Origin of the sequence: Paraburkholderia kirstenboschensis, assembly GCF_904848585.1 — a bacterium.
Classification (GTDB): domain Bacteria; phylum Pseudomonadota; class Gammaproteobacteria; order Burkholderiales; family Burkholderiaceae; genus Paraburkholderia; species Paraburkholderia kirstenboschensis.
The window spans coordinates 17776-31088 of sequence record NZ_CAJHCR010000009.1 but is presented as its reverse complement, the minus strand read 5'-3'; the positions used below and the strand labels follow the sequence as shown (position 1 = coordinate 31088).

The following is a 13313-nucleotide window of genomic DNA, read 5'->3' as shown; positions in this document are numbered from 1 at the left end:
GGGTTTCACCGCAGAAGTTTGAGGTCGCCGATACCTGCGCCGGTGAGCATCGCTCGTCGAACTCAGCAATGCGTGTTGCGGTGGATCTTCGACGTATCCGCCTCAGAGGCGACAGGATCGTCCTATCAGCGAAGCGATGGAAGATAGCAAAATCGTAGCCACTTTCTGCAGATGGTGAAACGGTGAACCGCGCTCATGTGCGCATTTCCGAAGGTCTCTACTGCAGTCCAACCAAGAGGCGGCAACCGGCGGCTGTGAAATGTTAAGGATAGACGAAGTCACGAATAGCGAAGATTTCCCCGAGCGATGCGATGTCGCGGTAATAGGCGGCGGCATTGTTGGTGTCAGCACCGCGTACGAACTGGCGCGGCGCGGCATCCAGGTGGTTTTGCTCGAAAAGGGCGTCATTGGCTGCGAACAGTCGGGGCGCAATTGGGGTTGGGTGCGTCAGCAAAACCGCGACCTCTATGAGTTGCCGCTCGCAATGCAAAGTCTCAGGCGCTGGGGCGAACTGAGCGGAGAACTTCGCGAGGATATTGGTTTTCGTAAAGCGGGCATCCTGTATGGCACGGAGCTTCAATCGGACGTCGCGCAATGGGAGTCGTGGATTGCGCGTGCACGGGAGATCGGCTTCAACAGTGAGATCCTCAGTGCGCGCGAACTGGCAGCGCGCATTCCGTCCGGACGTGCGAGGTGGGCTGGAGGTCTGTGGTCGGTCACGGACGGCCGCGCCGAGCCGTCGAAAGCCGCGCCTGCGATTGCGCGCGGCGCGCAACGGCTTGGCGCCAGGATCTACCAGAACTGCGCGGCACGCAGTCTGGACACGAGTGCGGGGCGCGTCTGCGGCGTCTGGACGGAGCGCGGCCGGCTCGCAGCCGACACCGTGGTGCTCGCGGGAGGTGCCTGGAGCGCGTTGTTCTGCCAGCATCATGGTATCGATCTGCCCGCCATCAACGTAATAGGGACGGCGTTGCGCACTGCTGAGGCGCCTGCGGTCATCGAAGGCTGTTTCTCCGGGCCTGACTTCGCGTTGAGGCGGAGGCTGGACGGCGGCTACACCATCGCTGTCCCCGGCTATGGACGGGTGGAACTCGCGCCGCAAAACCTGCGGCATTCGGTGAAGTTCCGCACCATGTTCCGCAGTAAGCTGAAGAAGAAACTCAAGATTCGCGTCGGTGCCAGCTTCTTCCACGGACCAGAAGCGAGCGCGACCTGGCGCGACGATGACATCTCGCCGTTTGAACAAACACGGGTGCTGGACCCGCGCGCCGATGCCGAATGGCTCGAACGCGGCCTGCACAACGTGGCCCGCGTGTTTCCCGAGTTGTCGGGCTTGCGCATCGCTCACGCATGGGCGGGTGCGATCGACACGACGCCGGACCTCGTCCCGATCATCTCGAAGGTCGATGCAAAACCGGGTCTGGTGATCGCCTCCGGCTTTAGCGGACACGGCTTCGGACTAGGACCGGGCGCGGGCTTACTCGTGAGCCGGCTGGTAATGGACGAGGCGCCGGAGTTGGACATCGGCCCCTACAGACTCGCGCGCTTTTCCGACGGAACGAAACTGAGCAGCCCCGAAATGATGTGAGCTGAAGACGTGGGCGAGCGCTCGCGGCACCTTGATGCACGACTTCGCGCAACGTCGCGCGCCACGCTTGCGGACGTCGATCGACGATGAGGGCGATGCCCGCTGGATCGGGTACGCATTTGCATCTAAACGCAGCGTGCTACGATTGCCTTGGTTATGTTCGCTTTGCCGTACGTCCATGCTCAAACTAGCTTACATGGTCGTCTCTCTGACGCTCGCCGCACCGTTATCAGCCCTGGCGTTTGGCGGCGAGAATGGGGAATACGATCAATGCATTCTGAATTCGTTAGCGAATAGCCAGAGCAGCTACGCGGCACGTGTCATCAGAAATTCGTGCGTAGCACTCTACAAGAATAGTGGACTGCTTTTGCCGCGCGAAAAGTCCTATCACATATGTGTGTTGCAGAATGTGCAGACCGTGAGAGGGGCATTTGCAGTCAACGAGATATTGCACGCCTGCCGCCGCCAGAATCGAATGTGAGTTGTGCGGACCACGATTCGATACTGGCGAACGGTACCTGGCAGCTCAGTCGCAATCACGGCTCCCGAAACTCGGTGTGCTCGCGCATCGTGGCTGTCATCGCCACCGTACGCTCGCGGAGTTCCGCATGAAGATAACGTACGGCGGGCGTGAACTGCCGGCGGTGCGGACACACCATGTTAAGTGGCGATGATTCGCCGGGCTGATCGGGAATCAACACTTCCAGCCTGCCTGCTGTGACGTCGTGATAGACGTCGAGCCACGATTTGTATGCGATGCCCTTGCCGGCCAAAGACCAGCGGCGCGCAATCTCGGCGTCATCGCATAGCAACGATCCTTTGACGGCCACCTGCCGGCGCACGCCGTTAGCCGGGAACACCCAGCGATCATAGACTCTGCCGCCAAGCACGTACGGCAGACACTCGTGCATCACGAGTTCGTCGAGTGTGCGCGGGCGTCCGCGCCGCTGCAAATACTCAGGCGACGCAACCAGTACTCGCCGGTTGTTCTCCGCGAGAGGCAGTACGACGTAACTCGCACTTTCAGCCACGCCGTAACGGATCGCGACATCGACCGGGTCACGGAAAACATCGGTGACCCGGTCAGACAACGACAGCCGTAGCACAAGCTTCGGATGCGCCTCGCGAAACTCCGTCAACCACGGCAACAGCACGTTGCGCCCCAGGTCCGATGGTGCGGCAACCTTCAAAGTACCCTGCAAAGACTCCTGCTCGCCGTGCAATTGCTCGCGGCCTTCTTTCAGCATTGCAAGCACTTCCGTTGCGTAGGGCAGGTATTGCTCGCCTTCTTTCGTGAGCCGCAGACTGCGCGTAGTGCGAGCGAACAGGCGGATTTCGAGTTCCCGCTCGAGCCGCTGTACCGCCGCGCTGACCTGGCCGGGCAGCAGATCCGCCTCGCGCGCTGCGTTCGAGAAGCTTCCCAAAGCTGCAGTGCGGACGAAAAGCTCCAGGTCTTCAATTCGAATCATTTTCATTCCTGCTGTGAAAGTGCTGCGCAATTGTGCTGGTTTTTCCGCGGTGCCGCATCGAAGAAAATTCGTTGCACGCGCTCCCAGTACGATCCGCCGAGCGCCGCCAACGACATAGAGGGAATGCAGTGATGAAAGCCATCGTCTACAAACAGCACGGCTTGCCCGCGGAAAACCCGCGTTCGCTTTACGATACCGACCTCGACAAGCCAGCACCGGGGCCTCGCGATCTGCTCGTGAAAATCCGGGCCGTTGCCGTGAATCCGGTCGACACCAAAGTCCGGCAAGGATCGCCGACCGATCACCCGCGCGTGCTGGGTTGGGATGCTGTCGGGACAGTCGAGGCAATCGGCGCCGACGTCACGCTCTTCAAGCCAGGCGACGCCGTGTACTACGCGGGCTCGATTGCACGGCCGGGCAGTTATGCGGAGTACGGCCTCGTTGACGAGCGTATCGCGGGCCGCAAGCCGGCGAAGCTCACGGACGCGGAGGCTGCTGCATTGCCGCTCACGTCGCTGACGGCGTGGGAACTGCTGTTCGACCGCCTCGGTGCGGTCGAGGGCGCTGGGGCGGGCGACGCGCTGCTCGTGATCGGCGCGGCGGGCGGCGTTGGTTCGATGCTCGTTCAGCTCGCAAGCAGCCTGACGAAACTGCGAGTCGTCGGGACCGCGTCTCGAGCCGAGACACAGTCGTGGGTCCGCGAGCTTGGCGCACACGACGTCATCGACCATTCGCGACCGCTGCTCGAAGGACTGCGTGCCATAGGACTCGATAACGTCCGCCTGATCGCGAGCCTCACACAGACGGACGGCCACTATCCGCAGATCGTCGAGGCCATCGCGCCGCAAGGACGCCTGGGCGTCATCGACGACCCGGAGATGCTCGATGCCGTGCCGCTCAAGCGAAAGGCCGTGTCGCTGCATTGGGAGTTGATGTTCACGCGTTCGTTGTTTGAGACACCCGACATGATCCGCCAGCACGAGATCCTCAATCGCGTGTCGGCCCTCATTGACGATGGCGTCCTACGCACGACGATAGGGGAGCACCTCGGCACCATCAACGCTGAAAACCTGCGCCGGGCTCATGCACTCATCGAAAGTGGACAAACGCGGGGAAAACTCGTGCTGGAAGGATTCTAGCCCTGCAACGACGCCATCCATGCCACGGATAAAAAGGGAGAACATTGATATGTACCGCTTCCACGAGGAATCTCTCACGCTCGGCCTGACCCGTGTTGCGCGCGCCACCGCTCTGGCTTTTGTGTTCGGCCTCGCCGGTTATACGTCGACGGCCCGAAGTCAGGAACCCGATCCGGCTGCGGCCCGGCTTGCCGCAGAAAGTACCTATGGTTCGCTGGAGACGGTTGCCACGTTTCACGGCGCGATGCCTACCGGCGTCACCGTCGCCGAAAACGGGCGCATCTTCGTGAATTTCCCGCGTTGGGGCGACGAAGTTCCCTTTACCGTCGGCGAACTGCGCGACGGACGCGTGGTTGCTTACCCCGATGCCGAAGTGAATCGCGAGGACGACACGCGACCGGCTAGTCACTTCCTGAGCGTGCAGAGCGTCGTTGCCGATGGCCAGGGGCGCGTATGGGTCCTCGACACGGCGGCGCCAAAGTTCGCGAGCCCGGTAGCAGGCGGCGCGAAGCTCGTCGCAATCGACCTGAAGACGAACAAGATCGTGAAGACGATCGTATTTCCCGCCGACGTGATGCGCCCGCAGACCTATGTCAACGATGTGCGCTTTGACTTCCGCATTGGCAAGGCGGGCGTCGCGTATGTAACGGATTCGTCGTTGTCGGGCACGGGTGGCATCATCGTGATCGATCTCCAATCAGGCCACGCCATAAGGCGGCTCACCGGCGACCGTTCGACTTCGGCGGATCCGCAGTTCGTGCCCGTGTTCGACGGTAAGACACTCATGCTGCGCGACGGGCAAGGACATGCCGAGCCGTTCCGTGTCGCCTCGGACGGCATTGCGCTTTCGGCGGACGGCCAAACGCTGTTTTTCTGCCCCCTCGCCAGCCGGCATCTGTACGCCATTCCAACGGCGATGCTGCGCGATCCGTCTGTGAGCGACGTGCGGCTGTCGGAAGCCGTGCGCGACCTCGGCGAGAAAGGCGCTTCGGACGGGCTCGCCGCCGACGCCGCAGGAGCGATGTACGCCGGAGACTACGAGCACGACTCAATTCGCAAGTCGACGACCGGGAGCGACTGGCAAACGATCGTCCACGACCCGCGTGTTCTGTGGCCTGACACGCTGTCGATCGGCCCCGACGGTTATCTCTACTTCACCGCCAACCAGTTGGCACGTCAGCCCGTATTCAACGGCGGCAAGGACCTGCGTGAAAAGCCGTACGCGCTCTTTCGCGTGCGTATCGATGCCGCGCCTGCACCGACTCGTTGATACCCCGACCGCACAAGACAGCAAGGAACTCACCATGAATCTTATCGATGCCATTCACGCCCGCCACACCGTCAAGGCATTCGAGGGCGGCCGCTCACTTCCGCAAGAAAAGATCGACGCGTTGCTGACGCTGCTTCAGCAAAGTCCGTCGTCGGTCAACTCGCAGCCGTGGCACTTCGTTGTCGCGTCGACGCCGGAGGGACGCGCCCGTATTGCCAGGGCGACAACGGGAGCCTACGCGTATAACGAGCCGAAAGTGCTCAATTCCTCTCACGTGATTGCGCTGTGCATGCACTCGGATTTCGACGAAGCGCACCTCGGGGCGATTCTGGATCAGGAGGCGCGCGACGGACGGTTTGCTACGCCCGAGATGAAAGCGGCTCAGGACAAGAGCCGACGCTCATACGTCGATATGCACCGGTACGAGCTACGCGATGTGCCGCAGTGGATGGAAAAGCAGGTCTACCTGGCCATGGGCGGGCTGCTGCTCGGAGCGGCGCTGCTCGGTATAGACGCTACGCCGATGGAGGGCTTCGATGCGCGCGCACTCGACCTCGAACTCGGTCTGCGCCAACGCGGATTGACGAGCGTGGTGCTCGCGGCCTTGGGCTACCGCAGCGAGCAGGATTTCAACGCTGCGCTGCCGAAGTCGCGTTTGCCTCGCGAGCAACTGTTCACGTTCATTTAGTGGAGCTTGCGCTAAGTCGGTCGGGGACAGTCGATCGACAGCGCGGGCTTGACCGCAGCAATGCGCGACGGCGGCCGGGAGGATTGAAACCCTCCCACGTGACGTAGCTCGCTCAAACAAACCAGCCGGGTTTTCCTGCCCGTTTTTTTGTTTAGCCGCCGTGCGCGAAAGCGCGTGTCGTGTGAACCTTTGGCGGCCGGTCGCGCAGCAGCAGTGGCATCAAACGCCGGTTGGCTGTCCGCGCCGCCCACTCGCAGTACTCGGCGCTGCCGAGTACCCAGCCGTTGAGCGTGGACTGCATCAGGTTATCGACCTCGCGTTGCTCGGGAGGCTGTGCGCCGAGATCCCGATAAGCCTCGTGACGCTCGAACGGCGTATTGCCGAGCGCGCGATAAAGCGGATGGTCCTTGATGAACCTGTCGACACGCAGCCCGATGTGGTGCGAGTAGCTCGACCACTGATACTTTCCCGGCTCGGCTACAAGGTTATTGCGCACCGGCGCATGATCGATGATCTGGCTCGCGAGCAGGAAATATCGGTCCGGCTCGATCACTGTCGCCCGGTATGCGCCACGCCACACCGTACCGCGGCGTCCATGGCGGCGGTTGAAGGTCTCGACATAGCGACGGCCGATCGCCTGCATCGCCATGGCCACGCTCGACTCATATGAAGGAGTGACGAGAAGCTGCACCGCGTCGGGCATGAGTACCCAGGCGTGGACTGCCAGATCGGCAACGCGCGCTGCGTCTGCCAGGCAGGCGAGGAAGTACAGGTAGTCTCCTTCGTCCAGGAATGCGGGCCCCGTGAGCCCCTGCAAAATAACGTGCTGAGGTTGTTCTGGAACGTAGTGCCGTGCGAGCCGTGTCATGCTGAATTAACCGGAAATCCGATGTGGGAAAGCGATCCGACAGGTAACGAATGTGTGACGGTGCGTAAAGCGGGTATGGACGAAATTCTATCGGGCATGTGCGCGGGTTCGAATCGCGAATAGGCCTTTGTTCTAGCCTCATTTCGTTGATTTGCCGTGCGCGACCATCGTTGGTTTTATGCCGCCGCTGAATAGGAGCGGCGTAGACCGAGCCCTGATCGATCTTGGCCAGCCGGTCGTATTGCCAGATGAGCCAACTAACCAACGGTCTTAGGATGATGCGAATGAACTATGACCGCGGGAATCGATAGTCTTGCGCGGTGGAACGCGCAAACGGCGGCGGAGAAGCGTACTCAGTTGAGGGCAGTCACGGCCGAAGACCCGCCTCAGTACGAGCCATTTTCAGGCGGGCCATGATCTAAACCCGACAGCGTCGGATCAGTCGGAGAACGGCGGCGCGCACGACTCGCGCAAAATCAAGGTGGATTTGCATTCGACGCTTCTGACGTCAGTTTCGCCGTTGAGCTGCGCGATCAGCAGTTCCGCCGTGCGCCGGCCGATCTCCGCGCTTGGAACCCGCACTGTTGTTATGGGGATGGGCAGTTCGGCCATCACTTCGAAATCGTCGAAACCAATCAGGCTAAGATGGCCTGGCACATCGTAACCGGCCGCCATCGCCTCCAGCATGGCGCCAGTCGCGAACGATCCGTTGCCACATACGAGGGCCGTCGGCGGCTCGATCGGCGCCGCCATGATCTGACTGAAGAGCTTGCGGCCTTCCTGCACGCCCCAGTAGCCCTCCGCCATATGCGCCGGATGAATCGCGATGCCGCGCTCGGCTAGCGCGACGCGTACGCCTTCGCGACGCGCGGCGGCACGGTCGTTAGTATCGGCGTTCTGCGCGATCATTGCGATGCGCCGATGTCCGAGGTCGAGCAAATAGTTCGTCGCGTCGTAAAACGCGCGATAGTTGTCGACCCCCACGGAGATTGAGCGCTGCTTCGGCCCGAACGTGAAGGTGCTCACGCAAGGCACATCCCGTTGCTTTAGCAGTGGATAGAGGTCGGGATGATGCCCTTCGCCCACCACGGCAATGGCGTCGACACCACGCTCGAGCATCTTGCGAACCTGCCGGTATTCGCGCTGAAGATCGTATTCGGAGCAAGCTAGCAGAAGCGTATAGCCTTTTTCTTCCAGTTCGTCCTGCAAGACCTGAATGGCCGTAGCAAAGTGTTCATTCGCAAGCGTCGGAACGACAGCGCCCACAGTGCCCGTTCGTTGTGTCGCAAGCGCGCGCGCAGCGGCATGCGGAACCCAGCCGAGATGGTCGATGGCGAGCTGTATCCGCTCGCGCACGCTTGGCGACACAATCTCCGGAGAGTTGATGAAACGCGAGACGGTTGCCTTTGACACGCACGCAAGCTGCGCCACTTCGCGAAGCGTTGCTGTTGCGGGCCGGTCCGCAACGGATGGCGCGGCTAGCTGTTCATTTCGGGTAGGGCGCGCGGCCTTTGCCATATCGATTGCCGAATTGTTTTCCGTTCCGATTATACCGGCCGGTTCATTGGGCAAGCACATGAGCGAGACCGTGCGCGACGCCTGCTTACTTCGATGAGAGCTTCGTTGCCCACTTCATGATGTGACGGCCCGCCGCCACGACTTCGCCCCGCTGGTTCACGACTTCCATGTCCGCGGTGCTGCGACGCTTTTCGTCGTCGATTTCTGCCACCCTGTAGATCACTGTGACGGTATCGCCAAGCAGGACGGGACGAATGAAGCGGATCCGATCGTAGCCGGCGGACACCGGGAACTCATCGATATCGGTGCGATGGATCACGTGCGCGATGCTGATTGTGGAGGCCGTCGACATATAACCGACCAGTAGCGCGCCATGCGCGATGCGTCTGCCGATCGACGACTTCTCCTGCATGTACTGCTCGTTGATGTGCGTATCGCTGAAGTCGCCCGTCAGTCCGGCGAACAGCGTCACGTCGGCTTCGCCAACCGTCTTGGCGAATCTGAATTCCTGTCCAATCTCCACGCCTTTAATGGCCATGTTCAAAGCTCCTCAAAAAGCGGCGTCTGTGTGCCGACGGATATCCATTGAATCCGAGGCGGCAATCCGCCCGATATTGCTGCGTAGGTGAAACCGGTTACATAACGAGCCGGTGCGGCCAATGTACAACAAAACCGCGCATAAAATGCAGGCATCGTGGTTTTCCCTGGACAGCTAAAAAATACTTTGTGAGATTCGTGAAACCGGTTACATTGCACTCGACCCGGCGCAAAAGGGACGGCATTTCGTCGGCGTAATCAATCCAATGCAGTGGAACAGGTGACATGCACATCATTTCAACGACGCAAGCGGCTTCTCTGGTACGCGACGAAGATGCCGTCCTGATCAGCGGCTCCGGAGGCGGGCATTCGGTACCCGAGGCTCTGCTCGCCGCGCTCGAAGAGCGCTTCCTGAGCGCGGGCGAGCCGCGTAACCTCACGTCGATCAGCGTGGTAGGCGTGGGCGACCGCGCGACGCTCGGCGCGAGCCACCTCGCGCACGAAGGGCTGCTGCGTCGCGCGATCACGAGCGCGCTCGTCGATTCGCCAGGGCTCGTGACGCTTGCCGCCGCGGACAAGATCGAGGCCTACACGTTTCCGCAAGGGGTACTGTCGCAACTGATGCGAGACATGGCGGGCGGCCGTCCAGGACTGATTACGAAGACGGGCCTGCATACGTTCGTCGATCCGCGTCAGCAGGGTGCGCGTCAAAGCCCGCGAACGCCTGCCGACTTCGTCGAACTGATCGAACTCGACGGCGAAGAGTGGCTGCGCTTCAAGCCCGTCCCAATCGATGTCGCGTTCCTGCGCGGCACCACGGCCGACGAAGACGGCAACATCACGATGGAGCAGGAGGCCGTGCTCGGCGAGATGCTCGCGATGGCGCAGGCGACGCGCCGCGCGGGCGGCGTCGTCGTCGTGCAGGTGAAGCGCATGGCGACGCGCAATACCTTGCCGCCCAAACAGGTCAAGATTCCCGGCATTCTCGTAGACTTCGTCGTCGTCGTGCCCGATCAGCGGCAGACCTATGCGACGGACTACGACCCGAGCTACGCCGGCGAATTGCGCGTGCCGCTGTCGGAAATCAAGCCGCTGCCGTTCGGGCCGCGCAAGGTGATCGTGCGGCGTGCGGCGCTGGAACTGTATCCGGGCGCCGTCTGCAATCTCGGTGCAGGCGTTTCGACAGGACTGTCTACGGTAGCGGCCGAAGAGGGTCTGCTCGAGAAAGTCGTGCTGACCAACGAGCAAGGACTGATTGGCGGTGCGCCGATCACGGGCCGCGACTCGGGCGGCGCGCAGAACTTCGCCGCCATGATCGAACAGCCGTCGCAATTCGACTTCTATGACGGCGGCGGACTCGATCTCGCGTTCCTGTCGTTCGCCGAAGTCGACGCTCAAGGCAACGTGAACATCAGCCGTTTCGGCGACAAGATCATCGGCGTCGGCGGCTTCATCAACATCAGCCAGAATGCGAAGTGCGTGATCTTCAGCGGCACATTGACGGCGGGCGGTCTGGACATCGGCTGGGAACGTGGCAAGACGATTATTCGCCAGGAGGGCCGGCACAAGAAGTTCGTGCACAAGCTGGAACAGGTCTGCTACAACGCCACGTTCGCAAGCGAGCGTGGGCAGACAGCGCTGTATGTCACCGAGCGCGTCGTGTTCAGGATCGGCGCGCAAGGGCTCGAACTGATCGAGGTCGCGCCCGGCATCGATCTCGAACGCGACGTGTTTGCACAGATGGAATTTCGCCCGCACGTGTCGCCGGATCTCAGGACGATGGACGCGCGTCTCTTCGATCCGGCGCGGCTCGGCATTCACGACGAAGTGGTCGCGCGCGAACGTCGCTTCCGTTGCGCGCGCATCGCGCAATGGCATGCGCAGACGCAGGCGCAGCGATGAACATCGACGGCGCAACGCGGCTATACGCGATCATTGGCGACCCAGTCGTACAGGTGCGGTCTCCCGCCGTGTACACCGCGCATTTTGCAGAGCGCGGCATCAATGCGGTCATGTTCGCGGCACAAGCCAGCCGCGAATCGTTCGATGCGGCAATACGCGGCCTGATGGCCCTCGGTAATCTCGACGGCCTGCTGATCACTTCGCCGCACAAGACTTCGGCAATGGCATTCGCCGACGAATTGTCGACGCGCGCGAAGATCGTCGGCGCAATCAATGCATTGCGTCGCGAACCGGACGGCAGCTGGACGGGCGACATGTTCGACGGCGTCGGCTTCGTCGGGGCCGCACAGAAAATCGTGGCCATCAGCGGGAAGCGGGCGCTGCTCTTCGGCTGCGGCGGCGCGGGCGCGGCGATCGCCGCGGAACTCGCGGCCCACGGCGCGCGTTCGATCGCGCTCGTGGATCCCAGCGAACACCGTGCGCTGGCGCTGCGCGACGCATTAGCCACGTATTTCGACGGTTGCAGTGTGACGGTCGGCAACGACGGCGCGACGCATGAGATCGTGATCAACGCGTCGACTATCGGCATGAAAGAGGGTGACGGCCTGCCGGGAGATCCTGGCGTGATCGGCGCCGGGACGCTAGTGGGCGACGTGGTGCTGAGACCGCCCGCAACGCCGACTGTACTCGTGAGGTTGGCGCAGGAAGCCGGCGCACATGTCGTCACCGGCCAGGACATGCATGCCGGGCAACTCGACGCCATCTCAGCCTTCTTCAAAGGAGTCCGATGATGTCCCTGCTTGGCAAGGCTGCCGTGCTGATCTGGAACGACGTACTCGACACAGAGCGAGACGTGTTCTATCGCTGGCACGATCAGGAGCACATACCCGAGCGTCTCGCGCTGCCCGGGTTTCTGCGCGGCCGCCGCTATCGCGGCAGTGGCGTCGCGGAGTGGCTGACGCTATACGAAGCCGAGGACGTCGCGGTTCTGACGAGTCCCGCGTACCTCGAGCGCCTGAACGATCCGACTCCGCTCACCCAAAGCACCGTACGCGCGTTTCGCAATACGGCGCGCTCAATTTGCACCGTCGAGAAGACGGTGGGCGCGAGCACGGGCGGCCACGTGCTGACCTTGCCGCTGCCTGCGGGATTCGACGCCAAGCATCTCTTCGAAGGCGACATGCCCGCGATTACAGCGGATGCGAGCGTGCTAGCAGCGCATCTGTTCGTCGCGGACGACGCGGCGAGCCATCTCGACACACGCGAGGCACGCGAGCGCGCTTACGTCGTGCCGGCGCGCGTGCTGTTCGTCGAAACATCAACGCTCGATGCGGCGCGAAAGCAGTTGATGCGTTTTCTTGCTGGCATCGATGCCGCACAGCGTGACGCAGCGGCGGCGGGCGCGGGCGTCTTCACGCTCGAAATCAGCCGGCTCGCCACTCCCAACCATCGAACTCAGGAAACACGATGAAGCTACTCAGATTCGGACCGGAAGGACACGAGAAACCCGGCCTGCTCGACGCGCAGGCTGTGATCCGCGACGCGTCGTCGCTATGCGCCGACTACACACCCGCATTCTTCGCGGATGGTGGACTCGACAAATTGCGTCGCGCGGATATCGCGCGTCTGCCTGTCGTCGAAGGCAATCCGCGGCTCGGTTCGTGCATCGCGCAGCCGGGCAATTTCATCGCGATCGGCCTGAACTACGTGCAGCACGCGATAGAAACCAATGCGCCCATTCCAGCCGAACCGATCATCTTCAACAAGGCGCCGTCGTGCATCTCGGGACCGAACGATCCTGTGATTCTGCCGCGCGCTTCGACGAAGTGCGACTGGGAAGTGGAGATCGCGCTCGTGATCGGACGGTCTGCGCTATACGTGTCCGAGGAGAACGCACTCGACCACGTGGCGGGCTATTGCGTATGCAATGACGTGTCCGAGCGCGAGATGCAACTCGAACACGGAGGCCAATGGGTGAAGGGCAAGATGTTCCCGACATTCGGCCCGCTCGGCCCGTGGCTCGTGACCCCGGACGAAATCGACGATGAGCAGAATCTCGACCTGTGGCTTGAACTGAACGGCAAGCGCATCCAGAACTCGTCGACGTCGGACATGATCTTCCGCATCGCGACGATCGTGTCGTATGTCAGCCGTCATGTATTGCTGCAGCCCGGCGATGTGATCACCACGGGCACGCCGCCCGGCGTTGGCCTCGGCATGAAACCCGAGCGCTTCCTGAAGCCGGGCGACGTGATGGAGCTCGGCGTGCAGGGCCTCGGCACGCAAAAGCAGACCGTAATTGCTTTCGAAGATTCCGCGCTCGCCTGAAACGTC

At 61.9% G+C, this 13313-nt stretch carries 13 protein-coding genes; 9 read left to right on the top strand and 4 right to left on the bottom strand.

The genetic code is table 11. The features are described from left to right. Positions 1-259: 259 nt before the first annotated feature. Positions 260-1588 (top strand): NAD(P)/FAD-dependent oxidoreductase, encoded by a 1329-nt coding sequence (locus JMY24_RS22070; protein WP_201702904.1) that lies wholly within the window; start codon positions 260-262, stop codon positions 1586-1588. Positions 1589-1766: 178 nt separating this feature from the next. Continuing rightward, a complete protein-coding gene (locus tag JMY24_RS39395) occupies positions 1767-2069 on the top strand; it encodes a VF_A0006 family four-cysteine protein (RefSeq protein WP_128594373.1) in 303 nt (100 codons plus the stop codon). Positions 2070-2124: 55 nt separating this feature from the next. Here JMY24_RS39395 and JMY24_RS22065 read toward each other — a convergent pair whose 3' ends face one another. Continuing rightward, entirely contained in the window at positions 2125-3057 is a 933-nt protein-coding gene (locus tag JMY24_RS22065; protein WP_128594368.1) for a LysR family transcriptional regulator, read from the bottom strand. Positions 3058-3188: 131 nt separating this feature from the next. Here JMY24_RS22065 and JMY24_RS22060 point away from each other — a divergent pair, with 131 nt between their 5' ends. From JMY24_RS22060 to nfsB, 3 genes are read left to right on the top strand one after another with little or no spacing between them, the layout of a single operon-like run. Beyond that, positions 3189-4196: a zinc-binding alcohol dehydrogenase family protein gene (locus JMY24_RS22060; protein WP_201702902.1), complete on the top strand. Its 1008-nt coding sequence runs from the start codon at positions 3189-3191 to the stop codon at positions 4194-4196. A 49-nt stretch (positions 4197-4245) separates the two neighbouring features. After that, a complete protein-coding gene (locus tag JMY24_RS22055) occupies positions 4246-5466 on the top strand; it encodes an L-dopachrome tautomerase-related protein (protein ID WP_128594369.1) in 1221 nt (406 codons plus the stop codon). Between the two features lie 34 nt (positions 5467-5500). Then, entirely contained in the window at positions 5501-6154 is a 654-nt protein-coding gene (nfsB, locus tag JMY24_RS22050; RefSeq protein ID WP_128594370.1) for an oxygen-insensitive NAD(P)H nitroreductase, read from the top strand. Between the two features lie 151 nt (positions 6155-6305). Here the strand turns inward: nfsB and JMY24_RS22045 are convergent, their stop codons facing one another. From JMY24_RS22045 to JMY24_RS22035, 3 genes are all read right to left on the bottom strand, one after another. Next, a complete protein-coding gene (locus JMY24_RS22045; RefSeq protein ID WP_128594371.1) occupies positions 6306-7022 on the bottom strand; it encodes a transposase in 717 nt (238 codons plus the stop codon). A 438-nt stretch (positions 7023-7460) separates the two neighbouring features. Beyond that, positions 7461-8540, bottom strand: coding sequence for a LacI family DNA-binding transcriptional regulator (locus JMY24_RS22040; protein ID WP_128594372.1), 1080 nt, complete (start codon positions 8538-8540; stop codon positions 7461-7463). Positions 8541-8625: 85 nt separating this feature from the next. Beyond that, a complete protein-coding gene (locus JMY24_RS22035) occupies positions 8626-9078 on the bottom strand; it encodes a MaoC family dehydratase (protein ID WP_128585497.1) in 453 nt (150 codons plus the stop codon). Between the two features lie 284 nt (positions 9079-9362). On the opposite strand from JMY24_RS22035, the gene JMY24_RS22030 reads away from it, so the two are divergent. From JMY24_RS22030 to JMY24_RS22015, 4 genes are read left to right on the top strand one after another with little or no spacing between them, the layout of a single operon-like run. Next, entirely contained in the window at positions 9363-10979 is a 1617-nt protein-coding gene (locus JMY24_RS22030) for an acyl CoA:acetate/3-ketoacid CoA transferase (RefSeq protein WP_201702901.1), read from the top strand. Continuing rightward, positions 10976-11770, top strand: coding sequence for a shikimate dehydrogenase family protein (locus JMY24_RS22025; RefSeq protein WP_201702900.1), 795 nt, complete (start codon positions 10976-10978; stop codon positions 11768-11770). The genes JMY24_RS22030 and JMY24_RS22025 overlap by 4 nt, the downstream gene beginning before the upstream one ends. After that, positions 11767-12450: a hypothetical protein gene (locus JMY24_RS22020; RefSeq protein ID WP_236597473.1), complete on the top strand. Its 684-nt coding sequence runs from the start codon at positions 11767-11769 to the stop codon at positions 12448-12450. The genes JMY24_RS22025 and JMY24_RS22020 overlap by 4 nt, the downstream gene beginning before the upstream one ends. Beyond that, the gene (locus JMY24_RS22015; protein WP_128598438.1) at positions 12447-13307 is read left to right on the top strand and encodes a fumarylacetoacetate hydrolase family protein; all 861 of its coding nucleotides are present in this window, start codon (positions 12447-12449) and stop codon (positions 13305-13307) included. The genes JMY24_RS22020 and JMY24_RS22015 overlap by 4 nt, the downstream gene beginning before the upstream one ends. Positions 13308-13313 lie beyond the last annotated feature (6 nt).

Coding starts and splice junctions, on each gene's coding strand:
- JMY24_RS22060 (WP_201702902.1), top strand. CDS start 3,189: ATGAAAGCCATCGTCTACAAACAGCACGGCTTGCCCGCGGAAAACCCG.
- JMY24_RS22065 (WP_128594368.1), bottom strand. CDS start 3,057: ATGATTCGAATTGAAGACCTGGAGCTTTTCGTCCGCACTGCAGCTTTG.
- JMY24_RS22030 (WP_201702901.1), top strand. CDS start 9,363: ATGCACATCATTTCAACGACGCAAGCGGCTTCTCTGGTACGCGACGAA.
- JMY24_RS22035 (WP_128585497.1), bottom strand. CDS start 9,078: ATGGCCATTAAAGGCGTGGAGATTGGACAGGAATTCAGATTCGCCAAG.
- JMY24_RS22045 (WP_128594371.1), bottom strand. CDS start 7,022: ATGACACGGCTCGCACGGCACTACGTTCCAGAACAACCTCAGCACGTT.
- JMY24_RS22025 (WP_201702900.1), top strand. CDS start 10,976: ATGAACATCGACGGCGCAACGCGGCTATACGCGATCATTGGCGACCCA.
- nfsB (WP_128594370.1), top strand. CDS start 5,501: ATGAATCTTATCGATGCCATTCACGCCCGCCACACCGTCAAGGCATTC.
- JMY24_RS22015 (WP_128598438.1), top strand. CDS start 12,447: ATGAAGCTACTCAGATTCGGACCGGAAGGACACGAGAAACCCGGCCTG.
- JMY24_RS22040 (WP_128594372.1), bottom strand. CDS start 8,540: ATGGCAAAGGCCGCGCGCCCTACCCGAAATGAACAGCTAGCCGCGCCA.
- JMY24_RS22070 (WP_201702904.1), top strand. CDS start 260: ATGTTAAGGATAGACGAAGTCACGAATAGCGAAGATTTCCCCGAGCGA.
- JMY24_RS22020 (WP_236597473.1), top strand. CDS start 11,767: ATGATGTCCCTGCTTGGCAAGGCTGCCGTGCTGATCTGGAACGACGTA.
- JMY24_RS39395 (WP_128594373.1), top strand. CDS start 1,767: ATGCTCAAACTAGCTTACATGGTCGTCTCTCTGACGCTCGCCGCACCG.
- JMY24_RS22055 (WP_128594369.1), top strand. CDS start 4,246: ATGTACCGCTTCCACGAGGAATCTCTCACGCTCGGCCTGACCCGTGTT.